This window comes from Bradyrhizobium sp. USDA 4501 (genome assembly GCF_054062115.1).
The window spans coordinates 3,505,968-3,528,888 of sequence record NZ_JBSSEX010000001.1 but is presented as its reverse complement, the minus strand read 5'-3'; the positions used below and the strand labels follow the sequence as shown (position 1 = coordinate 3,528,888).

Sequence of the window (22,921 nt, the reverse complement as noted above, 5' to 3'; positions counted from 1 at the left end):
CGGCCCGGAGGGACCCCGTCAGGACATTGCTGATCTGCGCCCCGGCCTGCGCGGCCATCCGGACGGTTGGTGATCGGCCGTGGTGCCTCTATCTTAACCGGGCCCTCTCCCCGATCCCGGATATCCGCCGCATGAGCACCCTGTTCTCCCCGATCGAACTGCGCGACCTGAGACTCTCCAATCGCGTCATGGTCTCGCCGATGTGCCAGTATTCGGCCGTCGACGGCTCCGCCAACGACTGGCACTTCACCCACATCAACATGCTGGCCCTGTCCGGCGCGGCGATGTTCTGCATCGAGGCCACCCATGTCGAGGATATCGGGCGGATCACGCCGGGTTGCCTCGGTCTTTACAACGACGCCAACGAGGCGGCGCTGAAGCCGATCCTGGCCTCGGTGCGCAAGCATTCGAAAGCGGCGGTCGCCATGCAACTCGCCCATGCCGGCCGCAAGGCGTCGAGCCAGCGCCCCTGGGAGGGCGGGCAGTTGATCCCGATTGCCGAAGGCGGCTGGCAGACGGTCGGACCATCTGACGTCCCGCACAAGGAAGGCGAGGCCGCGCCGGTGGCGCTCGACGACGCCGGCCTGACGCGCATCCGCGAGGCTTTTGTCGCGTCGGCGAGGCGCGCCGACCGGCTCGGCATCGATGCGCTCGAGCTGCACGGCGCGCACGGCTATCTGCTGCACCAGTTCCTGTCGCCGATTGCCAACAAGCGGACCGACCGCTATGGCGGCTCGCTGGAAAACCGCATGCGCTTCCCGCTCGAAGTGTTCGACGCCGTGCGCGCCGTATTCCCGGATCACAAGCCGATCGGCATGCGGGTGTCGGCGACCGACTGGGTCGAGGGCGCCTGGGACCTTGCGCAGACCATCGAGTTTGCCAGGGAGCTGAAGAAGCGCGGCGTCGACTGGATGGATGTCTCGTCCGGCGGCGTCTCGCCGTTGCAGAAGATCCCGCTCGGGCCGGGCTACCAGGTGCCGGCGGCGCTGGCGGTCAAGGAGGCGACCGGCGTTACCACAATGGCGGTCGGCCTGATCACGGAAGCGAAGCAGGCGGAGGAGATCGTCTCGTCCGGCAAGGCCGATATGGTCGCGCTCGCCCGCGGCATGCTCTACGACCCGCGCTGGGGCTGGCACGCTGCCGCCGAACTCGGCGGCGAGGTGAACGCGCCGCCGCAATACTGGCGCTCGCAGCCCTCGACGCAGAAAGCGCTGTTCGGCAAGACCACGTTCGGGACGCGCTGACAGCGCACCTCGCTTGCGAGGTCACGGCATGGCGGGCCCGAACCAGCGCGTGAGCGCGGCGTCGAGGCCCGTTGTGTCGGCGTCGTCCGCCGCCCAGGCGATGCAGGCATCCGGACGGATCAGCAGCGAAGCGCCGCTACGTCGCGGCACGCATCGCACGAAGATATCCCAGCGTGCCGCGATCGCCGACGCGGCTCCATCAGTCGCATCGACCAGCACGGCCCTGCCGTCCTCCATCTGATCGAACAGGGTTGTTTCCGCGTCGCCGTCGCCGAGAGCGAAATTGCCGGAGAGCCGGCCGACCGATGGATGGTCGCTGCCGAGATCGTAACGGATCCTGATGCCGCTGATCATTTCGCCGAAATAGCGGGTGCCCTCGTCGAGGCTCATCAGATCAGCGACGATCTCGCGCAGGGCATCAGTCATGACGTCAGGCCGCATCAAGGCGACCTGGGCGCGGGTGTTGGCCAGCACCCTTGCCGCGATCGGATGCCGCTCCTCGGTGTAGCTGTCGAGCAGGCTGTCGGGCATGCGATCGCACACGACCGCCGCAAGCTTCCAGCCGAGATTGACCGCATCGAGCAGGCCGAGATTGAGGCCTTGTCCGCCGAATGGCGAGTGCACATGCGCCGCATCGCCTGCCAAGAGGACGCGGCCCCTGCGATAGCTGTCGGCCTGTCGCGCATTGTCGGTGAAGCGCGTCGCGGTCTTGACAGCGGTGACGCGAACGTCGACGCCGCTGATCCGGCGCAGCGTGGTCTCGACCTCCTCGCGCGTCACCGGCGCGCTGCGATCGGCCGGCGGTCCGTCGAACTCGGCCAGGAACACCCGGCCGGGAATCGGTCCATAGGCCATCATGCCGACCGGCGTTCGCCGCCAGCCGACCGGCAGAAGTCGATCCGGATGATCGAGATCGACGATGGCCTGGTGTCCGGTGAGGGTCGGTTCGGTGCCGGGGAATGCGAAGCCCGCGCGCTTGCGCACGGCGCTGCGTCCGCCGTCGCAGCCGACGAGATAGGCCGCGTGCAGCGTGGCATCGCCGGACGCGTCCCTGGTCCGCGCCACGACGCCGTCGCCGCTATCCTCGAAATCGATCAACTCGCAGCCGCGCCTGATCTCGATGCCGAGCGCGTGGGCGCGCCCGGCGAGCATCGTTTCCAGGGCTTGCTGGTTCACCCCCGCGCAACCGCCGGTCCGGCTCGCGCTGACGCGTCTGGTCGATCAGGAAAATGCCCGAGAAGTGACCGCCGAATTTCTTGAACGGCAGTTCGCTCGCATCGCCCGCGCCCTTCATGAGCCTGGACATGCTGTCCGCCATGCTGCGTTCGACCGCATTCATCGCGTCGCCGAGGCCGCGGCGCTCCAGTGCCTCGCCTGCCAGCGCGCCGATCGCGCCGGCCTTGATGGTCTGGTCGGGCTCGGTCAGCCGCTCGATCACGATCACGTCGGCGCCGCCCAGGGTCAGTTCGATCGCCAGCAGCAGTCCGGTCGGCCCGGCACCGACCACAACCACATCGGTTCGTTCACGCGTCACGCCGTCACCATAAAATTATACTCAGTATAATATTTACTATGGTACAAATTCCCGCATGTCAAATCAGGGCGGATTGCGGGAGCGGAAGAAGGAGGCGACGCGCCAGGCGATCTCGGATGTCGCCACCGAGCTGTTCCTGGAACGCGGCTTCGACAATGTTTCGGTGGCCGAAGTCGCCGAGGCCGCCGAGGTCTCCCGGATGACGGTGTTCAATTACTTTCCACGCAAGGAAGACCTGTTCTTCGACCGTGAAGAGGAAAGCCGTCAGTTGCTGCGGACTGCCTTTGCCGAGCGCCCGGCCGGCGAGGCGCCGATCGCGACCCTCCGCAAGCTGGTGCACAGCCTGGCGGATCGCGTGCATCCGTTCGCGAAATTCACCGACGCGACGGCGAAATTCTGGCGCACCGTCGCCGAGAGCCCGGCGCTCTCGGCGCGGGCGCGCGAGATGCGTGACGAACTGGTCGATGATCTCGCGAGCGTGCTGGCGGCAGCTATCAAGCGCCCGCTCGCCGATGCCGATGCCCGGCTCGCCGCGTCGATGGTGGTCACGGCGCTGACCGTCGCCTATGCGGAAGGGCTTCGCGAGCACAAGGCCCGCAGGTCGGCTGCATCGTCACGCGAGACCTTTCTGCGGATCATGGAGCGAAGCTTTTCCGGTATCGCGATCATGCTGAAGGATACGCCCTACGCATGAATCCCGGCCGAGCCGGATGCGACAAGGCCATTGTTCTGCCGTAGCCGGGGCAGCTACTCTCGAAGCGCGTGCGGAAGACACGCATCGAACAAAGAGAGGAAACCCATGGAACTCGGATACTTCGCGATGCCGTCGCATCCGCCGGAGTGCGGATTGAAGGAGGGCCACGACTGGGACCTGCAGGTGCTGCGCTGGCTCGACGAGCTCGGCTATCAGGAAGCCTGGATCGGCGAGCACCACACCGCACCCTGGGAGCCGCATCCGTCGCCTGATCTGTTGATCGCGCAGGCGCTGCTGCAGACCAAGAACATCCGCATTGGGCCCGGCGGCTTCCTGCTGCCGTATCATCACCCGGCCGAGCTCGCCAACCGCGTCGCGATGCTCGATCACCTCTCGAACGGGCGGCTCAATTTCGGCGTCGCGGCCTCCGGGCTGCCGAGCGACTGGGCGATGTTCAATGTCGACGGCATGTCGGGACAGAACCGCGACATGACCCGCGAGGCGCTCGAGATCATTTTGAAGATGTGGACCGAGCCGGCTCCCTGGACCCACAAGGGTAAGTTCTGGACCGTGACCAAGCCGGACACGATGTTCGATTTCCTCAAGCCGCACATCAAGCCTCAGCAAGCGCCGCATCCGCCGATCGGCGTCGCGGGGCTCTCCAAGAATTCGGATACGCTGAAGCTCGCCGGCGAGCGCGGCTTCATTCCGATGAGCCTCAACCTCAACCCTGCCTATGTCGGCAGCCACTGGGATTCGGTCGAAGCCGGCGCGGCCAAGACCGGCCGCACGCCGAGCCGCAAGGATTGGCGAATGGTGCGCGAGGTATTCGTCGCCGACACCGATGAAGAAGCATGGAAGCTGTCGACCGGCGACATGATGGGCCGAATGATGGGCGAGTACTTCCTGCCGCTGCTCGGCCACTTTGGTTTCAAGGATTACCTGAAGGCCTCGCCCGACGTGCCGGACAGCGACGTCACGGTCGAATATTGCGCGCGCAACAACTGGATCGTCGGCTCGCCTGCGACCGTCACCGAGAAGATCGAGCAGATCTACCAGGAGGTCGGCGGCTTCGGCGTGCTCCTGGTGTTCGGCTTCGACTACAAGCACAAGCCGGAAGCCTGGCACAATTCGCTGCGGCTCCTGAAGCAGGAGGTGCTGCCGCGGCTGAAGCATCTCGACGCCTCGGTCGGCCGCGCGGCGTAGGTTTGGCGGAGAGGATAACAAGGGGCAGCGGTAACGCTGCCCCTTGTTCACGACGGATCGCCGGCGTCAGGTGGTGCCGAGCCAGAACCGCGTTTCGGTTTCCGCCCAGCCCTTGCCGATGCGGTTGCTCAGCCAGGTGTCGCTGCGCTTCAGACCCTTGTCCTTCTGGCCCTCCGGCGTGTTGCGCCAGGCCTGCCAGCGATACTGGCCGTAGATGCTGACGATGCGCGCGGCATAGGTCAGCGCCAGCTGCGAATCGCCCCTGATGATGACGAGGTTGTCGTCGTTCTTGGTGCTGGCGCGGTCGGAGAAATTGTGCGAGCCGGTCATGACCACCGCGTTCTTGCCGGCCGGATCCAGCACGATCACCTTGCTGTGCACGGCGATCATGAATTTGCCGGTGTTCTTGATCTCGTGCTCCCACCAGTCCGCGGTCTTGTCGATGCCGGCGGGCCGGATCACGTCGGCGATCTGCTTGCCCTTGAAGACCTGCTGCTGTCCGTCGCCGGCCAGGAGCTGCAGCTGATCCTTCGGGCTGTCCTTGCCCTGCGCCGGGAAATTGTTGAGCACCCCGCGCACATAAAGCTTCTTGTCCTGCGCCTTCTCCAGGATCGGGCCGAGCAGGCCCTTGTTGCCGGGATTGAGCATCAGGCACGCCGCGCCATGCTCGGTGTCCTCGATCATCCTGGTGGCTTCCTTGAGGTCACCGCTCCTGGTGGTGGGCGTGAACCAGACGCTGAGCTTCGACTTGCCGATGGTGAAGGGCCATTCGTGATCGCCGGCCACGGCCAGCGCCTTCGGCGACTTGCTGCCGTCGGCGTAGATCGCTTTCCAATGGTCATGATAGGCCGCCGCGACCTTGTCGTCGGTGATCTCGAGCCCGTTGTTGTTCTGGGTGCACAGTCCGGTCCGGGTCCAGTTGGTGCTGCCGGTCCAGACCACCTTCGGCTTCTGCGCGCCGTCGCAGAACACCGCGAACTTGTTGTGGGCGTAACGGCTCGGCGCGATCTTGCGGCGAACGATGTCGACGCCGGCCTTCTTCAGCACGCCGGCGTTCTTTTCGGTGTCCTTGGCGGTGGCGTCGGACTTGCCTGTGCTGTTGCCGAGCACGACGTGCGCCTTGCCCTTCATCGCGGTCAGCGCGGCGATCAGCTCAGGGTCGTTGAGCTCGTAGAGCGCGAGATAGACGTCGCGCTTGCTCTTCTTGGCTTCAGCCAACAGCGCCAGCAGGCGGGCGCCGAGCTGGCCCTTGAGGAAGTCACGGATCTTGTTGCCCTTGGTCGAGATCGCCTTCTCCAGGGTTTGCGCCGGCTTTTTGTCCTTGCCGATCGCGCGCGACAGCCATTGCGCCGAGATCGTGCCGCGGTTGAACCATGGCTTGAGCGGGCCCGACGGCATTGCGGAGACGTATTCGGTCCATGTCGCTGGCGCACTGTAGGCGGGCTTCACCTTGGTGGCGCCGTCCTTGAGAACCGGAACGACGCCATAGCGGACCGGCGCGTCGGTTGGCGCCAGGAAATCGGTCCAGTTGGTCTTCTGCACCGGCCATTCGGTGCTCGGCCGATGTTCGCCCGGCTTGTGATCCTGCGCCTGGTCCTCGAACCCGACCCAGGTGTCGACCACGGTTGCACTTTTGCCCTGCTGCTGACGATACAGCGCAAAGCCGAGGCAGTCCGGGATCATTGCCGCGACCTCCCAGACCACGAAGATGCCGTCGGTGGTCGGGAACGCCTGAATTGTGGAAAATCATGGTGATGCCTCCAAATCGCGGCTGAGAAATATCCGGTCGACATGAACCTGGCGCGTCAACGTCGCCCGGCGATCCCTGAAGTCGCGTCGGATCGTTCCGGGCGTCGGGGCAGCTGATCTAGCAAGGAGAGTATGCCAGACAATCTACAACCTGGTCTGTCGGCAGGATCACAGATCGGTCACGTCGTGCGCACCCGTTGGGCCGCGATGCTGTGGGCCCGATCGCGGCTTCCTACAGCAACCGCACCGTGACCTTCGCCTTGCCCTTATGGTCGCCGTAGAACCATCCGCAGACCCAGGGCAGGCTGATGACGGCCTGGTTGACGTAGAGGAAGATCTCGCCGCTGCGATCGGCGGTGAAACGCGCCTTGTAGACCTGCGGGTCGGTGTTCGACACCGGCAGGGGGTCGAGAAAATACTCGTCGACGCCGGTCTCTCCGACCCGTGCGATCAGCCTGAACCATGGCCGGAACAGGATCCGCCGCAGGAAGATCGCGAAATAGCCGCGCAACTGCTTTGTGCCTTCGATGGTCGAGGTCCGGTATCCGATCGGCGTCACCGCGCGGCCGGCGTCCTCCCATGGCTCCGACATCGTGATCGCGATCTCGTATTTGAACCCGGTGCGGACCTTGAGGCCGGTCGGCGCACAGATGGCGCCGGTGTCGAAGTCGGCGGCATCCTGCGGGATGCCCTTGTCGACGGCGACAAGCTTGTCCGTTGCAGTGCCCTTGCAGAATGCCCCCGTCGAATCGGCGAGATTGAACAGGAAGTGGCTGACCAGCGTCGCGCTGAACCAGACCAGCAGGGCCGTGAGCAGGAAAGGGACGACATGCCGCTTTCCGACGTTGAGAATCCACTGATAGACCGCGCTGGTACGGAATCGATAGATCGCCTCGTGCATGAACCCGGAGAGTGGCGTCGGCTTCGCGCGGTCACGCCAGATGATCCGCATCCTGTCGCTGATCGTCGCGCTGAGCGAACTGCCGGCACCCATCAGCACGATGACAGCAAGGATGCCGCCGGCGAACCATTCCGGATTGCCGGCGTACCAATCGGTCCACCAATGAAAGGAATCGGGCAGGAACGATTGAACGAAGCGCACCAGCTCCGAAATCATCCTGACATAGGAGCTGAATTCGTGCTCCTTGTGCTGGTTATGGAACAGCCAGAACGTGGCCAGATGCAGCGACGCCGCCAGCGCGGCGAAGTAGGCGATCCGCCGCATCCAGACGTAGTTCCACAGCTTCTCCTGTGCGGCATAGCGCGCCGGTGCGCCCGCGGGCGTCTCAAACGTATTGGCGCCGAGCGGAGTGACCTGGCCGCTGCGCGACACGACCACGTAGTTCGGCGGAAGTCCGATCGGGGCATAGGCATTGGCGCCGCTGTCGATCCGCTCGAACACGCTCTCGTGGATCTTCGGCATCGGCACGCTGACGCCGGCATAGGGATCGTTGCAGAGGTCGGCGACCTTGCGCGGACCGTACCGGTAGTACGCGCCGAGGCCGGCCCGGGAATCGTAGAGGCGGCCATCCTTGTCCTCGGAGGACTTGATTGACTTGATCGCGTCAGGGTCGGCGATCGGTGCGCTCTTGAATGCGAGGCCGCGCTTGACGGCTTCGTCGACCAGCCAGGCCAGCGGCACGAATGCGACAGCGTCGTCCGGATAGCCGCCGCCGACATTGGCGTGCATGCCGACGAACCAGACCTGGACGAGGCGCTCGCCATCGATGCTGGTCGGCACGGCCGGTGCGGGCTGCCCCGGCTCTTGCTCGGTCCAGAGCACCGGATGAAAGGTCGTGCGCTCGTCGTCGAGCGCCAGCGCGTGTCGCGCGCACTTGACCTTCGGGCTGAGAATCCGGTTCGGTAGTTCGAGCGGCCACACCCAGTTGGAGATGCCGCGCGTCATCTCGTCGATCGGCAGGCCATAGGCCGCGACGGTGTCCCAGATGCCGATGAATTCGATCGCCGGCACCGGCTTCCGCGCGATCCTTGCGTACGGCTTGTTGCCTCGAAGGCGATCCCACAGCGGTACAAGAACATAGTCGCGCAGCGCGCGGAACAGCACCTCGATGCGCCAGATCGAGTGGTAGCCCTCGGCCCGGTATGCGCGATAGGCCTTCACCGCGCCGTCGTGCAGCTCGGATTCGGTGTCCGCGGCGATCAGGCCCTGATCGAGGATGAGTGCGGCGAGCGTGCGCACGGTGAACGCGCCGCGGCTGAATCCGAACAGGTAGACCTTCGAATCTTTCGCGTGGTCGTAGTTCCGGCAGATGAACTTGTAGGCGTCGAGGATGTTGCGCTTGAGGCCGTAGCCGAAGGCGCCGCCGAGGATTGCCAGCGGAATGAATTTCGACGTGCCGACGCCGTCATCATACTTGGCGGCCTGCGTATTGCCCTGCAAATCCAGCGACTGAAATATCCGCCAGACATTGGTGCGCCAGACGCTGGAAGCGGCGTTGCCGGTGCCGTCGGACAGAATAATGATCTTCGGACTCGGCATTAAAGGATGCTCGCTGAAACGAATGAAGCGGATGGCGCAGCGTAGCAGGGACCGGATCGATTGCTACCTTTGATCGCTCTTTAATCATTCCATGCCGCGATAGGTGTGAACTGGCGCACAAAGCGTCACGTGGTCGCGGCCATGTGAGAGGTGACCGCTTTCGCGCTGCTGCGAAAAGGCCTAGCCTGATAGTGGCGCAATTCATTGATGAGGCACAGCCATGCGCAGCCACGTCAGAAAATTTGCCCATGTCCTAGAGCGCTTCGGCCTTGCTTTGGCGGGAGCTGCAAGCGGTCTGTTTGTCGCCATCCATGTCGGCTCGAGCGTCTCGGCGCTGACCTCGCAGGCGTTCCTGCTCATCATGATGCTGGGCGGCGCGATCGGCTTCTATCTCGGCATCGATACGCCCCCCAAGCTGTTCCATCCGAAGGATACGGCCTCGATGCGCAAAATCGACGCGGCGGAGCTGCTCGGCGCGATCGGGACCTTCCTCGCGACAATGGTTGCGTTCTTCTCGGTTGGCGTCGTCGTGCTGCGCAGCGAGCCGGACATCGGCTGGACCGCGGCCATCATGGCGGGCTGGGTGCTCGGCGTTGCCATGCAGATCGTCGGCGGCACGATCGCGCGGGCGCGCGCGTGAAGCGTCGGAGTGGCGTTGGACGAGGCTGGTTTGCTGGCTCGGGATCGGTCGTGTTGCAGGGGGGATGGTCTGAACGCAAGTCCTGTGTCGGCCGTCACCGCTACGCCGGGACACCGCAAAGGCCTACGCCGAGCCGGATCAGCTGCTACTGCGCCTCCCTCATCGGTTCGCGACCTTGGCGGGGTCCTTGACCGCCTTGAACGTCTCCTGCTCGACGCTGTAGAGTTCGCCGCCGACCTTCTCGACCCTGCGAATGTAGATGTCGTGGACGACTTCGCGCGTCTTCGGGTCGATCGACATCGGGCCACGCGGGCTTTCCCAGGCCATGCCCTTCATGGCTTCGACCAACGCATCGCCATTGGTCTTGCCGCCGGTCACCTTCAGCGCCTCGTAAATCAGATGCATGCCGTCATAGGCGCTGACGCTGATGAAGTTCGGTCGAACATTCGCGTTGGCCTTGCGAAACGCCGCGACATAGTCGCGGTTCAGCTCGGATGGATGCGCGGCGGAGTAGAACCCCGCCGTGATCATGCCGATCATCGCATCGCTCATGCCCGGCAGGTCCTCGTCGTCGGCGATGTCGCCGGGGCCGATCAGCTTGATCCCGCTCTTGTCGAGCCCGCGCTCGACGAACTGCTTGGCCAGGATACCGGCCTGGCTTGTCGGGACAAAAATGAACAGAGTGTCGGGATTGCCATCCCGCGCGCGCTGCAGGAACGGCGCGAAATCGGGGTTGGCCAGCGGCACTTTCAGCGCTTCGACGATCGTTCCACCTGCCGCGGTGAAGCTCGCCGAAAATACGCCGGCGGCTTCGCGCCCGGGTGCCCAGTCGGATGCGATGATGGTGGCCCGGTTCGATCCGTTTCTCGCCGCCCAATCCGCCAGCACGCTGGCCTGCTGCGCGTGCGTCCAGCTGGTGCGCACGAAGTAAGGCGACCGTTCGGTCACGATCGAAGTGCCCGATACCATCACGACGGTTGCCGTCTTGCTCTCATTGGCCAGCGGCGCGAGCGCCAGCACGCTCGGCGTCAACCCGCCGCCGAGGATCGCCACCCCGTCGTTGACGATCAGCTCCTGCGCAATGCGCTTGGCATTGTCGGGCAGGCTGGCATCGTCCCGGACGATCAATTCGATCTTGCGGCCGGCGACCATGTCGCCGTGCTGCGCCATGTAGAGCCGCGCCCCGGCGACCGCCTGCTTGCCGACCGGCCCCAGAACGCCGGTCAATGGCATCACCAGCCCGACCCTTACGACGTCCTGCGCCTGGGTGGGTCCCGGTCGCACCGCCGCAAGCGCCAGAACGGCCCCGACCAACATGGCAAACCGGGTACTCGACATGGCCAACCTCCCGCGAGCCCGGAGATGATGCCGGGCCGGTTCGCGACTATCGGCTTCGCGCCAGGGAAGTCCTGATGAAGAAGTGACAGAACGCCGAATTTCCTGCTAAATTTTCCCGATTGGTGCCGTCTGTGGGCATGGAGTGACCTCTATGGACCCGGCGACTGATTCCGTTTTGATATTTGATTCCTTTGAGCTTGATCTCGCCCGCGGCGTAGCCCGCGTGGATGGCGTCGATCTCGATCTCAGGCCGAAATCATTCGCGGTGCTCGGCTATCTCGCCGGCAATGCCGGGCGGCTGGCATCCAAGCAGGATCTGCACGAGGCGGTCTGGGGTAACGTCGCGGTTTCCGACGACTCGCTCGTCCAGTGCGTCCGCGAGCTGCGCCTGAAGCTGCGCGATGATGACCACCGCATCATCAAGACGGTGTCTCGCCGCGGCTATCGCCTCGATGCCAGGCCGCTGCCGCCGCCGCACGATCATGGATCGCAGAACGTCTCGCGCCGAACGTCCGCTCCCCGCGGTATCGCGGCACGCTTGGCCGCGCTTCCCCGATGGTTGCTGATCGCCGGCCTGTCGGTGATCGCCTTCGCATCATTCGCATCCGTGCCGCCGCTGGCCAACGGGATGTGGCATCCTCTGGCCGAATTGGCGCACTGGCTTGTGCCGCAGGATCACGGCATCGTGCCGGAGCAGGATGTCGAGCGGATCACCGCGCTGGCCGCCGAGAAGCAGCTGCCGCTTCCCGCCTATCGCGTTCGCGCGCCGGCAAGTGACGTACCGGACAATGTCCGCCGCTTTCTCGGCGTGTGGGTGAGCGCCGAGGGTTGGATCAATTCGCACCGCCAATTCATGATGATCGTCACCAATGTCGATCGGGATGGTGTCGCGACCGGCTATCTCGTGAACGGCCCGGCGATGCCGCACAGCCGTGTACCCGGGCCCGGCTTTTCCGGTGGCTTCACCGGATATGTCCTCGACGACGTCTTGCGCTATGACGGCAATACCGGACTGCATTCCGCCTCCATCGCCGCGGATGGGCGGATCGAGTTCAAGCTCGTCTTCCGCGAGGGAGGTACCGGTGTCGTGTTCCTCGAACCGCTCTGGACCCTTGCCCACCCGGGCCCCATTGCACGCAGTCAAACCTGATCGAAGCGCACCCGGTGTGATTACGCGCGCCGCGAAACACCGAGCCCCGCCAGATGCGTGTCGACGAACTGCGCGAGGCGCTCGCGCAGCATCTCAGGCGGGACCGCGACCATGCGCTCTTCGAGGCCGAGCGAGATGATGCCGTGGACCGCGGAGAACATCGTCCGCGACAGCAACGCGACATCGTCGGGATCGCGATCGGGCAGCAGCCGGAGCAGCGGCGCATGCATCAGCGCGAACGCCTCCATCACCATCGTGAGGATGTCTTCCGGAAACGGCCGGTCGTCCTCCATCCGGTGCTCGAACAGCGAGCGCAGCAGATTGGCGTGCTCGGTGGCGAAGCCGAGATAGGCGTCGGCAAGTCCGTGCAGCTGGCGCAGGGGATCGTCGGCCGGGACCGCCTTGAGCCGCGTGGTCAGGGCGTGAAAGGTCTCCCGGTTCACCGTCAGGATCAACCCGTCGAAGTCGCCGAACTCATTATAGACACTGCCGATGGAGCAGCCGGCGGCCTCGGCGACATCGCGAACCTTGAGTGATCTCAATCCCTTAGTGGCGATTGACCGGCACGCGATCTCGATCAGCAGGGCCCGCCGCTGAAGTTTTTTTCGGTCTCGTCGCGATTCTTCTTGAACAGTGTTCATTTTTATACTACTAATTTGAGCGTTGCTCAAGTTGGCATAGGAGGCCACTCAGATGCAGACCCTAGCACTTCAATTGACCACCACCCTTGTCGATGACGCGATCGAGCTCGTGAAGGGCTTCGGCCGCGCCGTCCTCAATCTGGCGACCGCGCCGATCGAGCGGATTGCCCGCGCCTGCGACGTCGCAGGCGTCCTGGAGCAGCGGCGCGCGGATCGGCGCGCGCCGCGCCAGGCGGCTGCGAGCGGAGGCCGCTGCAAGCCGCGCAACTGCCCATGGTCACCGTTCGGCGGCTTGAGTGAACTGACCTGAAGCACGCGGCCCGCAATTGTCGGCGAAACCTCAACAAAGCGCTCACCATGTCCCCTGCGAGCCTATCCGGCGTCGATCAACCCCAGGTCTGGATAAGGTCTCGTACATCTCTGGCGGGCAATGTCGCGACGTCCCGGTTCGCCCGATTTTGCGCGCCTTCGAACCGATACGTTGCGGAAAAGACTAAAGGCTGCGGCATCCCCGTCATTTTCTCCACGCTCACCATTCTCCGCCACCCGAATTCGCAGACCTGCAGCGCCGTGCGCGCTAACCCAAGGAACCGGTCATGATCAAGGAATTGATGACGTCCCGCCGCTTCGCGCCGCTGTTCTGGTCGCAGTTCTGCTCGGCGTTGAACGACAACGTGCTGAAGAACGCGCTCGTCATCATGCTGCTGTATGGCGTCGCCAACGAGCAGGGGCCGGCGCTGGTCCAGCTCGCGGGGGCGGTGTTCATCGCTCCGTTCTTCGTGCTGTCGGCGCTCGGCGGCGAGCTCGCCGACCGCTACATCAAGTCCGTCGTCGCCCGCCGGCTGAAGTTCTTCGAGATCTTCGCCGCGGCGTTTGCCGCCGCCGGCTTCTTCACTCATTCGATCCCGCTGCTGTTCATCGCGCTGGCGCTGTTCGGCATCGTCGCGGCGCTGTTCGGCCCAGTGAAATATGCTGTTCTGCCCGACCAGCTGTCGGTGTCTGAACTCGCGACCGGCAACGCGCTGGTCGAGGGCGCAACCTTCATGGCGATCCTGATCGGCACCATTGCGGGTGGCATGTTCGTCGCCGGCGCCAGCCACATGGGCTGGATCTGTGCCGCCGTGGTCGGCCTGTCGGTGCTGTCCTGGGGCTTTGCGTCACGGATCCCGGTGACGCAGCCGTCCGCGCCGGATCTGCCGATCACCAAGAATCCCTGGACCTCGACCGTGCGCCTGTTGAAGTCGCTCTATGCCGAGCCGCGGCTGTGGGACGGCATGGTGATCGTGTCCTGGTTCTGGATGGTCGGTGCGATCGTGCTGTCGCTGCTGCCTGCGCTGATCAAGGAAGGCGTCGGCGGCACCGAGGGCGTGGTCACGCTGTGCCTTGCCGTGTTCGCGATCGGCATTGCCGCCGGCTCGCTGTTCGCCGCGCAGCTGAGCCATGTCCGCCCGAACCTCGCGCTGGTGCCGATCGGCGCCATCGTGATGGGCGTGGTCGGCCTCGACCTCGCCTGGGCGATCGCCACCACCTCGCTCGGCAAGGATGTCACCGCGGTTGCGTTCGCGACCTCGTTCGGCGGCTTCCGCATGCTGGCCGACTTCTTCCTGTTCGCCTTCGGCGGCGGCCTGTTCGTGGTGCCGTCGTTCGCTGCCGTGCAGGCCTGGACCGCGCCGTCCGAGCGCGCCCGCATCATCGCCGCAGGCAACATTTTGCAGGCCGGCTTCATGGTCGCCGGCGCGGTGTTCGTCGGCGCCCTGCAATATATCGGCCTGCCGATCGCCTGGATTTTCTTCGGCCTCGCCGTCGCGAGCTTCGGCACCGTCTGGTTCGTGCTGAGCAAGTGGGGCAAGGAGGGCGTGCGCGACTTCGGCGCGCTGCTGTTCCGGGCGCTGTTCCGCGTCGAGGTGCGCGGCATGGAGAACCTGCCGCCATCGGGCACGCGGATGCTGATCGCGCCCAACCATGTCAGCCTGGTCGATGGCCCGCTGCTGCACGCCACCTTGCCGATCGATGCGAGCTTCGCGGTCGACACCGGCATCTCCAAGGCGTGGTGGGCCAAGCCGTTCCTGAAGATGATCAAGCACTACACGATGGACCCGACCAAGCCGCTGGCCGCGCGCGACCTGATCAAGCTGGTCGCCGCCGGCGAGCCGGTGGTGATCTTCCCGGAAGGGCGCATCACGGTCTCGGGTTCGTTGATGAAGGTCTATGACGGCACCGCAATGATCGCCGACAAGGCCGATGCGGTCGTCGTCCCGGTCCGCATCGAGGGCGCGCAGCGTTCGCATCTCAGCTATCTCAAGAATGGCGAGATCAAGCGCTCCTGGTTCCCCAAGGTGACGATCTCGATCCTGCCGCCGGTGAAGCTGCCGGTCGACCAGTCGCTGAAGGGCAAGGCGCGCCGCAATGCCGCCGGTGCCGCGCTGCAGGACGTGATGATCAACGCCATGGTCCAGAACGCGATGCTCGACCACACGCTGTTCGAGGGCCTCGGCCACGCCTATCGCGACCGCGACACCGGCAAGCCGATCATCGAGGACGCGCTCGGCACCAAGCTGACCTACCGCAAGCTGATCCTCGGCGCCCAGGTGCTGAGCCGCAAGCTCGAGCAGGGCACCGCGGTCGGCGAGAATGTCGGCGTGCTGCTGCCGAACTCGGCCGGCGTCGCCGTCGTGTTCATGGCGCTGCAGACCATCGGCCGCGTGCCGGCGATGCTCAACTTCTCGGCAGGTCCAGTCAACATGCTGGCGGCGATGAAGGCGGCGCAGGTGAAGACCGTGTTGACCTCGCAGGCCTTCATCGAGAAGGGCAAGCTCGACAAGCTGATCGCGGCGCTCGCCGGCCAGGCGCGCGTCGTCTATCTCGAGGATGTCAGGGCCGGCATCGGCCTCGCCGACAAGGTCGCGGGCTTCCGCGCCGGCATCGCGCCGCGCGTCGCCCGCAAGGCCAACGATCCCGCGGTCATCCTGTTCACCTCGGGTTCGGAAGGCACGCCGAAGGGCGTCGTGCTGTCCCATCGCAACATCCTCGCCAACGCGGCACAGGCGCTGGCGCGGGTCGATGCCAATGCCAACGACAAGGTGTTCAACGTGCTGCCGGTGTTCCACTCGTTCGGTTTGACCGGCGGCATGATGATGCCGATCCTCGGCGGCATCCCGATCTTCATGTATCCGTCGCCGCTGCATTACCGGATCGTGCCCGAGCTGATCTACCAAACCGGCGCGACGATCCTGTTCGGCACCGACACCTTCCTCACCGGCTACGCCCGCTCGGCGCATGCCTATGACTTCCGCACGCTGCGGCTCGTCATCGCCGGTGCGGAGGCGGTGAAGGAGCGCACGCGGCATATCTACATGGAGCGCTACGGCATCCGCATCCTCGAGGGCTATGGCGTCACCGAGACCGCGCCGGTGCTGGCGATGAACACGCCGATGGCCAATCGCCAGGGCACCGTCGGCCGCATCTCGCCGCTGATGCAGTACCGTCTCGATCCGGTCCCCGGCATCGAGGAAGGCGGCCGCCTGTCGGTGAAGGGCCCGAACGTGATGCTCGGCTATCTCCGTGCCGAGAATCCCGGCGTGCTCGAGCCGCTGCCCGAAGGCTGGCACGACACCGGCGACATCGTCTCGGTCGACGCGCAGGGCTTCATCGCGATCAAGGGTCGTGCCAAGCGCTTCGCCAAGATCGCCGGCGAGATGGTCTCATTGTCCGCGGTGGAGGCGATCGCGGCCGCGATCTGGCCGCAGGCCATGTCGGTTGCGGTCACGCTGCCCGATCAGCGCAAGGGCGAACGCATCGTGCTGCTCACTACGCAGAAGGACGCCGACCGCGCCGCGATGCAGCGCCAGGCCAAGAGCGTCGGCGCCTCCGAGCTCGCGGTGCCGGCCGATATCCGCGTCATCGACAAGGTGCCGCTGCTCGGCACCGGCAAGACCGACTATGTCAGTGCCACTGCATTGGCCAAGGAAATAGCAGCGGAACTCGCCGCGGCGCCCGCGCCGCAGGCCGAGCCCGCCGGCGATGAGGGCGAGGCCGAGCCCGCGCAGCTGGCGCAACACGTCGCATGAGGCTTGGCATGATGGTTGTGCTTTTCGGGAGCATGTTGTCAGATAGACGGCAACTGCTCCCGAGAAAGCACGATCATGCTGGACAAACTGAACCCGGCTACGGAGGACGCGCCTGAACTTGCCGCCGAGCGATGGATCGGCGCGCTGGATGCGGCGCTCGCGAGCCGCTCCATGGAGGCTCTATCCGCATTGCTTGCGCCGGAGAGCCACTGGCGCAATATCTTCGGCATCTCCTGGCAATTTGCGACCTTCAGCGGGCGGCAGCGCGTCGTTGCCGAACTGCTGACGCGCGCTGAAGCGGTCGGCGCGAGCGGATTTCGTCTCGATGACCGTGCCTTGATACCGCGGCGGGCCGTGGTGGCCGGACGCGAGACGATCGAGGCGGTCTTCACCTTCGACACGTCGAATGGTCCCGGCACCGGTGCGGTCCGCCTGCTGCATGAGAGGGGCGGAAATTCCGTGGCGTGGACGTTCTCCACGATGCTCGACTTCAACCGCATCTGCGAGGCGCGCGCCGATGGCGCCGCCGAGCAATCCCATGCGCGCGATTTCGCCGCACCCGACTGGCTGGAGCAGCGGCAGGCCTCGCGCGCCTATGCCGACCGCGAGCCCGATGTGCTGATCGTCGGCGGCGGCCATGCCGGCATCGCGGCCGCGGTCGAGTGCAAGCGGATCGGGCTCGATGCCCTGATCGTCGATCGCGAGCGGCGCATCGGCGACAATTGGCGGCTGCGCTATCGCGGGCTCAAGCTGCACAACAAGACGCCGGTCAATCTGTTTCGCTACCTCCCGTTCCCGCCGAGCTTTCCGGACTACATCCCGAAGGACAAGATCGCGAACTGGCTGGAGAGCTATGTCGACATCATGGAGCTCGACTTCTGGACCGAGACCTCGTTCGAGGGCGCGCGCTATGACGATACGACGCAGCGCTGGACCGTGACGCTGCAAGGGACCAGCGGCCCGCGCACGCTGCATCCGAAGCACATCGTGCTCGCGACCAGCGTCAGCGGCACGCCGAACATTCCCAGGATCGACGGCATCGGGAATTTCGAGGGGAAGGTGCTGCACTCCAGCGCCTTCGCGGCCGGGCGCGAATGGGCGGGGCGTTCGGTCGTCGTGTTTGGCACCGGCACCAGCGCGCATGATATCTGCCAGGAGCTGCACGCCGCCGGCGCCGACGTCACCATGGTGCAGCGCAGCCCGACCATGGTGGTCAATGTCGAGCCGGCGCAGCTCTACGACAAGACCTATCTCGGCGACGGCCCGCCGATCGAGGTGCGCGACATCCTCAATTCCGGCGTGCCGCTCCCGGTGATGAAGATCGCGCACAGGATCATCACCGACGAGGTCAAGCGGCTCGATGCGCCCTTGCTGTCGCGGCTGGAGCGCGCCGGCTTCCGGCTCGAGTTCGGCGAGGACGGCACCGGCTGGCCGCTGAAGTTTCGCTCCCGCGGCGGCGGCTACTACTTCAATGTCGGCTGCTCCGAATTGATCGCCGACGGCAAGATCCGCCTGATCCAGGCCGCCGACATCGCCGATATCACCGCCGCCGGCCTTGCGCTGAAGGACGGCACGTCGCTCGCCGCCGAGCTGTTCGTGCTCGCCACCGGCTACAAGGGCCCGGACCATCTGGTCGGCAGGTTGTTCGGCGAGGACATCGCCGCCCGCGTCGGCCGCGTCTGGGGCTTCGACGAGGCGACCCAGGAGCTGCGCAACATGTGGACGCGCACGCCGCAGCCCGGCCTCTGGTTCGCCGGCGGCGCGTTCTCGCAGGCCCGCATCTACAGCCGCTTCATCGCGCTGCAGATCGCAGCGATCGAGGCCGGCACGCTTTCCAAGCAACTCACCTGAACTCCACGCACTCGCACTGAAGGACTCCCATGCCGCTTCCGCTCGATCCCGTCATTGAGAAGATCATCCCGCTGCTGCCGCTGCGCGATCCTGAAACCATGACGCCGCAGAGCTGTCGCGATTCGCTCCGGGCGTTGGCGGAGGCGCGCAAGGCGGTGCCGCCGCCGCCGGTCGACGTGGCACGCGATATCGAGGTCGCTGGCGCCGCCGGCAAGCTCGGCGCGCGGCTCTATCGGAGCGGCCGTGGCACGGCGCCGACCGTGATCTTCTTCCACGGCGGCGGCTGGGTCGCCGGCGATCTCGAGACGCATGATCGCCAGGCCCGCAACCTCGTGATCGACACCGGCGCGGTCGTGATCTCGGTCGATTACCGCCGCCCGCCGGAGACGCACTTTCCAGGGGCCTTCGAGGATGCGTTCGCCGCGATCCGCGACGTGGTCGCGCGGATCGATGAATTCGGCGGCGATCTCGCCCGCGTCGGCGTTGCCGGCGATTCCGCCGGCGGCAATCTCGCCGCCGCCACCGCGCTGGCCTGCCGCGACGCCGGCATCAGGCTCGCCGGGCAATTGCTGGTCTATCCCGTCACCGATGTGGTCGGCAATTTTGCCGACGTGGCCGAGAACGCCAAATTTCCGTCACGCGCCGAGAATGCGGACGGCTACTTCCTGACGCGGGCGACGATGCAGTGGTTCTGCGGGCACTATCTCGCCGACAAGGCTGAGGGCGCCGATTGGCGCGTCTCGCCGCTGCGCGCGAAGAGCCTTGCGGGTGTGGCACCGGCGGTGGTCACCACAGCCTGGTTCGACCCGCTGCGCGACGAGGGCCATGCCTACGCCGAGGCGTTGCAGGCGGCCGGCGTGCCGGTGAGCTATCATTCCGGCGAGGGCCTGATTCACGGCTATTTCGGCCTCGGCGACGCGTCAGAGGCCGCACGCGCCGAGGCGCAGCGCGCGCGGGCGGATTTTCGGGTGTTGCTGGAGCGGGGCGTCTAATCTCCGGTCGTCCCGGCCTTTGTTTGCGAACGGACTCTAACCTCCTCGTCGTCCCGGCGGAGGCCGGGACCCATAACCACCGCAGCCTGTTGTTGCAGCGGGCTGCGGCCCCAGCGTCGCGCCACTCCATCCAGTCGGGGTAATGGGTCCCGGCCTTCGCCGGGACGACGACGTGGATGGATTTGCGTTTAACCCCCCCTCAATCGTTCCCGATCGTGTCGCCGAACAGCTGCCAGGTCTCGCCGTTGAACTTCTGCAGCCGCATCGCTTCGACCGGGAAGTAGTCGGTCGGCGAGGTCTTCACCTTGATGCCGGGCAGGAACATCGGCAGCGCGATGTCGAGGTTGGCGGCCTGCTTCATGATGTTCTCATGGGTGAGGTCGTCGCCGCACTGCTTCAGCACCTGCACCGTCGCCTCCGCCACCACATAGCCGTAGACGATCAGCTGGTCCTGCAGATTGCCGTCCGGAAAATACTTCTTCATGAAGTCCTGCCACGCGATCACGTCCGGATCCGACTTCCACTGCGGATCGTTCGGATCCTTCAGCGAGTAGGACGAGATGATGTCCCTGGAATATTCGAAGCCGGCCGGCTTCAGCACCGAGGACACCGAGGTCGAGGTCGCCGCGAGGAAGAACAGGTCGGGCTTCCAGCCGATCTCGCCGATCTTCTTGATCGCCTGCGCCGCCTGCTTGGGGATCGCGTGCATGAACAGCACGTTGGCGCCGGATGATTTCAGCTTCACGATCTGGCTGTCGACCGTCGGATCGGTCGATTCATAGGTCGTTTCCGCCACCACCATCTTCGCGGTGTTCTCCGGCCCGAGCCCCTTCTTGAAGCCGTTGCCGTAATCCTTGCCGGCGTCGTCGTTCTGGTAGAACAGCGCGATCTTGGCGTCCGGCTTGTTGGTCAGGACATACTTGGCGTAGACCGCGGTCTCGGCCTGGTACGACGGCTGGAAGCCGATCGTCCACGGATAATGCGCGTAGTCGCCCCACAGCGTGGCGCCGGCGCCGACGAACAGCTGCGGCACCTTCTTGTCGTTGAGATATTTGCGCACGGCCAGGCCGGTCGGCGTGCCCAGCGGATTGAGGATCGCGGCGACCTCCTCCTGCTCCACCAGCTTGCGCGTCTGCTCCACCGTCTTCGGCGGCGAGTAGCCGTCGTCGAGCGTGATCAGGTTGATCTTGCGCCCGTTCACGCCGCCCTGGTCGTTGATCATCCTGAAGTAGGCGGCCTGCGTCTTCGCGATCACGCTGTAGGCCGACGCCGCGCCGGAGAATGGCGAGGTCTGTCCGAGTTTGATCTCGGTGTCGCTGGCGCCCGTGCCATATTTCTTTTCGGCGGCGTGAACCTGTGTCGCGAGCGCAAGCGCGACTGTTGCCGCAATGGCCTTCCAGATCATCGTGAGCCTCCCTGTGGCTTTTTGTTTTGTTCGCGAGGGAGAGCTTACGTGAGCGGCCGCACGTTGGGCTTGTGGTGAGACGCCGGGGCAGGGATGCGAAAATGCGGCTGGTGCTATAGCGGCACGGTGTAACCACCAGCGTCGTCCCGGCGAAGGCCGGGACCCATTACCCCAACTGCTTATTTGGAGCGACGCTGGGGCAACATTCCGCGTAACGGCAAACTTTAGTGATAATGGGTCCTGGCCCCCGTGCGCAATTGCGCACTCGGCCGGGACGACGATGATGAGAGAGTCGCGCCTCAGCGCACCCGCACGCTGCCGGTGGTCACCGGATCGGTCGGCAGCACGGTGGCGCCGGCTCTGCTGGCGGCGGCGGAGGTGATCATGCCGGGCTCGGCCGCGGCCTGCACATTGCGGGGCGGGTTGAATTCGAGGATGACGAGGGCGGCCGTGGCGAGCACCGCCACGGCGGCGGTTGCAATCGCAGGCACCAGTCTTCCGCGCGGATCGGCTGCGCGAACTTGCATCGAGCAATTCCTTTATCGGGGTCGTTCTTTGGACGTGACATAGGAACGGCCAGGCTTCTTCCCAAGAGTGCGGCGCACATGCCTCACAATCAGTTGTGCTGGCCGTGATGTCTCTCACGGTCTTCGAGACGATGCGGCGTACCGCGTCGAATCGCATTCGTGTCGGACGGCTTGTTTGCACACTAATATCTGGAAGAGATCGTGGCGTTTTGCATGCGCCTCATGCGCTCGTGATTGATCGCGTGAGGTTGTGATTAACGTCCGCCTTCGCCAAGGCTGCGGCGCGACAAGCCCACGCGAGAAGCCGCTTTTGCCTTTATTTATAGGCTTTCTTTGTGGGTCGGGGCGCGCGCGTTAAGCGTTTCTTCACGCGCTCTCGATGGATCAAGCAGAAGATTCGTGTGATGTGCGCGTGATGGAGGAGATGACACCGCTGTCATTGGCAGCAGCTGTCAGCGAACTGTCGCAACCCATGGCGACGCCGTCATTGCGAGAAGCGAAGCGACGACTTGTCCGCCGAAGCCTTGGCGAAGCGACGAAGCAATCCATCTCTCCTTACGCAGAGCAATGGATGATTTTACTTCGGTCGTCATTGCGCAAAGAAGATTCCACTTCGCCATCGCGCCTCGATCGCGGTCTCATTTCAATTCTATTGCTTTGATACCAAGTCGACGAAATGCACTGATGCGTCGCTTGACACGAGAGCCCGCGTGTCCCCTTCCGAAATTGGTCCAGCGTTCACGCATGAATGTGCGACGCATGCAACCAGAGCGACCATCTCGGTAGCCAGTTTGTTGGCCAAGCAAAAACGGCCGGGTCATCCGACCCGGCCGTTCAAATCTCTCTTCCCGCGAATTCCGCTCCCGCAGTCTCGCTCAGCTCGCCTTCTTCACCGGTGCCGGCTTGCCGACCATCTTCTCGATCGCGCGCTTCAGGTCGAGGGCGCGGGGCGAGAGCACGTCGGCCTTGGCCTTGAGCAGGTAGGCGTCGAGGCCGCCATTGTGGTCGACGCTCTTCAGTGCGTTGGTCGAGACGCGCAGGCGCACGTTGCGGCCGAGCGCTTCGGAGATGAAGGTGATGTTGGCCAGGTTCGGCAGGAAGCGCCGCTTGGTCTTGATGTTCGAGTGGCTCACCTTGTGGCCCGTCTGGGGGCCCTTGGCCGTCAGTTCGCAGCGCCGGGACATCTTACAAAATCCTTATTGCATCCCCGCCGCTCGAAGGGCGTGCAATCACACGGCCCGCGCGGGGGTTTTGAATTCGCGTCCATTTTCCAGGAACCGCGGGTGTATAGGGGGAGAATACCCGGGCGTCAAGATTATATCGCCGCATGCGGGGCACCGGAAATGCCGGTTCATAAGGTCTTCCAGCCACTTAACGGCAGAT

The 22,921-nt window shown here is 64.9% G+C and carries 19 protein-coding genes; 10 read left to right on the top strand and 9 right to left on the bottom strand.

Annotation, left to right across the window (positions count from 1 at the left end; genetic code table 11):
- Positions 1 to 131: 131 nt before the first annotated feature.
- On the top strand, positions 132 to 1,244 hold the full coding sequence (locus ACVWZM_RS16200; protein ID WP_253588249.1) for an NADH:flavin oxidoreductase/NADH oxidase: 1,113 nt from the start codon (positions 132 to 134) through the stop codon (positions 1,242 to 1,244).
- 21 nt (positions 1,245 to 1,265) lie between these two features.
- Here ACVWZM_RS16200 and ACVWZM_RS16195 read toward each other — a convergent pair whose 3' ends face one another.
- Both ACVWZM_RS16195 and ACVWZM_RS16190 read right to left on the bottom strand, forming a co-directional pair.
- Positions 1,266 to 2,420, bottom strand: coding sequence for an FAD-dependent monooxygenase (locus ACVWZM_RS16195; protein WP_456853853.1), 1,155 nt, complete (start codon positions 2,418 to 2,420; stop codon positions 1,266 to 1,268).
- Positions 2,323 to 2,751: an FAD-dependent oxidoreductase gene (locus ACVWZM_RS16190; RefSeq protein ID WP_456853851.1), complete on the bottom strand. Its 429-nt coding sequence runs from the start codon at positions 2,749 to 2,751 to the stop codon at positions 2,323 to 2,325. Before ACVWZM_RS16190 ends, ACVWZM_RS16195 begins: the two co-directional genes overlap by 98 nt.
- A gap of 82 nt (positions 2,752 to 2,833) precedes the next feature.
- Between ACVWZM_RS16190 and ACVWZM_RS16185 the strand changes: the two genes are divergently transcribed.
- Both ACVWZM_RS16185 and ACVWZM_RS16180 read left to right on the top strand, forming a co-directional pair.
- Positions 2,834 to 3,472 (top strand): TetR/AcrR family transcriptional regulator, encoded by a 639-nt coding sequence (locus tag ACVWZM_RS16185; RefSeq protein ID WP_253588247.1) that lies wholly within the window; start codon positions 2,834 to 2,836, stop codon positions 3,470 to 3,472.
- A gap of 105 nt (positions 3,473 to 3,577) precedes the next feature.
- The gene (locus ACVWZM_RS16180; protein ID WP_057015535.1) at positions 3,578 to 4,678 is read left to right on the top strand and encodes an LLM class flavin-dependent oxidoreductase; all 1,101 of its coding nucleotides are present in this window, start codon (positions 3,578 to 3,580) and stop codon (positions 4,676 to 4,678) included.
- Positions 4,679 to 4,744: 66 nt separating this feature from the next.
- Here ACVWZM_RS16180 and ACVWZM_RS16175 read toward each other — a convergent pair whose 3' ends face one another.
- Complete coding sequence (locus ACVWZM_RS16175; protein ID WP_456853849.1) at positions 4,745 to 6,361, bottom strand: phospholipase D-like domain-containing protein; 1,617 nt, start codon at positions 6,359 to 6,361, stop codon at positions 4,745 to 4,747.
- Positions 6,362 to 6,659: 298 nt separating this feature from the next.
- Complete coding sequence (locus ACVWZM_RS16170; RefSeq protein WP_253588245.1) at positions 6,660 to 8,927, bottom strand: T6SS phospholipase effector Tle1-like catalytic domain-containing protein; 2,268 nt, start codon at positions 8,925 to 8,927, stop codon at positions 6,660 to 6,662.
- 220 nt (positions 8,928 to 9,147) lie between these two features.
- On the opposite strand from ACVWZM_RS16170, the gene ACVWZM_RS16165 reads away from it, so the two are divergent.
- Entirely contained in the window at positions 9,148 to 9,567 is a 420-nt protein-coding gene (locus tag ACVWZM_RS16165; protein ID WP_028343281.1) for a hypothetical protein, read from the top strand.
- 159 nt (positions 9,568 to 9,726) lie between these two features.
- Here ACVWZM_RS16165 and ACVWZM_RS16160 read toward each other — a convergent pair whose 3' ends face one another.
- A complete protein-coding gene (locus tag ACVWZM_RS16160; RefSeq protein ID WP_253588244.1) occupies positions 9,727 to 10,905 on the bottom strand; it encodes an ABC transporter substrate-binding protein in 1,179 nt (392 codons plus the stop codon).
- A 151-nt stretch (positions 10,906 to 11,056) separates the two neighbouring features.
- Between ACVWZM_RS16160 and ACVWZM_RS16155 the strand changes: the two genes are divergently transcribed.
- A complete protein-coding gene (locus ACVWZM_RS16155; RefSeq protein WP_456853846.1) occupies positions 11,057 to 12,055 on the top strand; it encodes a winged helix-turn-helix domain-containing protein in 999 nt (332 codons plus the stop codon).
- Positions 12,056 to 12,075: 20 nt separating this feature from the next.
- On the opposite strand, the gene ACVWZM_RS16150 is transcribed toward ACVWZM_RS16155, so the two are convergent.
- Positions 12,076 to 12,696 (bottom strand): TetR/AcrR family transcriptional regulator, encoded by a 621-nt coding sequence (locus tag ACVWZM_RS16150; protein ID WP_253588241.1) that lies wholly within the window; start codon positions 12,694 to 12,696, stop codon positions 12,076 to 12,078.
- Positions 12,697 to 12,748: 52 nt separating this feature from the next.
- On the opposite strand from ACVWZM_RS16150, the gene ACVWZM_RS16145 reads away from it, so the two are divergent.
- The 4 genes from ACVWZM_RS16145 to ACVWZM_RS16130 all read left to right on the top strand — a co-directional run bounded on the left by ACVWZM_RS16145 (position 12,749) and on the right by ACVWZM_RS16130 (position 19,606).
- On the top strand, positions 12,749 to 13,006 hold the full coding sequence (locus tag ACVWZM_RS16145) for a hypothetical protein (RefSeq protein WP_253588240.1): 258 nt from the start codon (positions 12,749 to 12,751) through the stop codon (positions 13,004 to 13,006).
- Between the two features lie 286 nt (positions 13,007 to 13,292).
- Positions 13,293 to 16,763 carry an acyl-[ACP]--phospholipid O-acyltransferase gene (locus ACVWZM_RS16140; protein ID WP_253588239.1) on the top strand — a complete coding sequence of 1,157 codons (3,471 nt, stop codon included), beginning with the start codon at positions 13,293 to 13,295 and terminating at the stop codon, positions 16,761 to 16,763.
- Between the two features lie 75 nt (positions 16,764 to 16,838).
- Positions 16,839 to 18,614, top strand: coding sequence for an NAD(P)-binding domain-containing protein (locus tag ACVWZM_RS16135; RefSeq protein WP_253588238.1), 1,776 nt, complete (start codon positions 16,839 to 16,841; stop codon positions 18,612 to 18,614).
- A gap of 29 nt (positions 18,615 to 18,643) precedes the next feature.
- Positions 18,644 to 19,606 (top strand): alpha/beta hydrolase, encoded by a 963-nt coding sequence (locus tag ACVWZM_RS16130; protein WP_253588237.1) that lies wholly within the window; start codon positions 18,644 to 18,646, stop codon positions 19,604 to 19,606.
- A gap of 199 nt (positions 19,607 to 19,805) precedes the next feature.
- Here the strand turns inward: ACVWZM_RS16130 and ACVWZM_RS16125 are convergent, their stop codons facing one another.
- Together ACVWZM_RS16125 and ACVWZM_RS16120 are read right to left on the bottom strand one after the other, a co-directional pair.
- Positions 19,806 to 21,011 carry an ABC transporter substrate-binding protein gene (locus tag ACVWZM_RS16125; RefSeq protein ID WP_253588236.1) on the bottom strand — a complete coding sequence of 402 codons (1,206 nt, stop codon included), beginning with the start codon at positions 21,009 to 21,011 and terminating at the stop codon, positions 19,806 to 19,808.
- A gap of 299 nt (positions 21,012 to 21,310) precedes the next feature.
- Positions 21,311 to 21,538 (bottom strand): hypothetical protein, encoded by a 228-nt coding sequence (locus ACVWZM_RS16120; RefSeq protein ID WP_028336196.1) that lies wholly within the window; start codon positions 21,536 to 21,538, stop codon positions 21,311 to 21,313.
- Between the two features lie 379 nt (positions 21,539 to 21,917).
- Here ACVWZM_RS16120 and ACVWZM_RS16115 point away from each other — a divergent pair, with 379 nt between their 5' ends.
- On the top strand, positions 21,918 to 22,199 hold the full coding sequence (locus ACVWZM_RS16115) for a hypothetical protein (RefSeq protein WP_253588235.1): 282 nt from the start codon (positions 21,918 to 21,920) through the stop codon (positions 22,197 to 22,199).
- A gap of 214 nt (positions 22,200 to 22,413) precedes the next feature.
- On the opposite strand, the gene rpmB is transcribed toward ACVWZM_RS16115, so the two are convergent.
- Positions 22,414 to 22,722, bottom strand: coding sequence for a 50S ribosomal protein L28 (rpmB, locus tag ACVWZM_RS16110; protein ID WP_456853842.1), 309 nt, complete (start codon positions 22,720 to 22,722; stop codon positions 22,414 to 22,416).
- Positions 22,723 to 22,921 lie beyond the last annotated feature (199 nt).

Excerpts from the sequence above, each read along its gene's own strand:
- ACVWZM_RS16200 (WP_253588249.1), top strand. The coding sequence starts at position 132 with ATGAGCACCCTGTTCTCCCCGATCGAACTGCGCGACCTGAGACTCTCC.
- ACVWZM_RS16185 (WP_253588247.1), top strand. The coding sequence starts at position 2,834 with ATGTCAAATCAGGGCGGATTGCGGGAGCGGAAGAAGGAGGCGACGCGC.
- ACVWZM_RS16180 (WP_057015535.1), top strand. The coding sequence starts at position 3,578 with ATGGAACTCGGATACTTCGCGATGCCGTCGCATCCGCCGGAGTGCGGA.
- ACVWZM_RS16175 (WP_456853849.1), bottom strand. The coding sequence starts at position 6,361 with ATGATCCCGGACTGCCTCGGCTTTGCGCTGTATCGTCAGCAGCAGGGC.
- ACVWZM_RS16170 (WP_253588245.1), bottom strand. The coding sequence starts at position 8,927 with ATGCCGAGTCCGAAGATCATTATTCTGTCCGACGGCACCGGCAACGCC.
- ACVWZM_RS16165 (WP_028343281.1), top strand. The coding sequence starts at position 9,148 with ATGCGCAGCCACGTCAGAAAATTTGCCCATGTCCTAGAGCGCTTCGGC.
- ACVWZM_RS16160 (WP_253588244.1), bottom strand. The coding sequence starts at position 10,905 with ATGTCGAGTACCCGGTTTGCCATGTTGGTCGGGGCCGTTCTGGCGCTT.
- ACVWZM_RS16155 (WP_456853846.1), top strand. The coding sequence starts at position 11,057 with ATGGACCCGGCGACTGATTCCGTTTTGATATTTGATTCCTTTGAGCTT.
- ACVWZM_RS16150 (WP_253588241.1), bottom strand. The coding sequence starts at position 12,696 with ATGAACACTGTTCAAGAAGAATCGCGACGAGACCGAAAAAAACTTCAG.
- ACVWZM_RS16145 (WP_253588240.1), top strand. The coding sequence starts at position 12,749 with ATGCAGACCCTAGCACTTCAATTGACCACCACCCTTGTCGATGACGCG.
- ACVWZM_RS16140 (WP_253588239.1), top strand. The coding sequence starts at position 13,293 with ATGATCAAGGAATTGATGACGTCCCGCCGCTTCGCGCCGCTGTTCTGG.
- ACVWZM_RS16135 (WP_253588238.1), top strand. The coding sequence starts at position 16,839 with ATGCTGGACAAACTGAACCCGGCTACGGAGGACGCGCCTGAACTTGCC.
- ACVWZM_RS16130 (WP_253588237.1), top strand. The coding sequence starts at position 18,644 with ATGCCGCTTCCGCTCGATCCCGTCATTGAGAAGATCATCCCGCTGCTG.
- ACVWZM_RS16125 (WP_253588236.1), bottom strand. The coding sequence starts at position 21,011 with ATGATCTGGAAGGCCATTGCGGCAACAGTCGCGCTTGCGCTCGCGACA.
- ACVWZM_RS16120 (WP_028336196.1), bottom strand. The coding sequence starts at position 21,538 with ATGCAAGTTCGCGCAGCCGATCCGCGCGGAAGACTGGTGCCTGCGATT.
- ACVWZM_RS16115 (WP_253588235.1), top strand. The coding sequence starts at position 21,918 with ATGGATCAAGCAGAAGATTCGTGTGATGTGCGCGTGATGGAGGAGATG.
- rpmB (WP_456853842.1), bottom strand. The coding sequence starts at position 22,722 with ATGTCCCGGCGCTGCGAACTGACGGCCAAGGGCCCCCAGACGGGCCAC.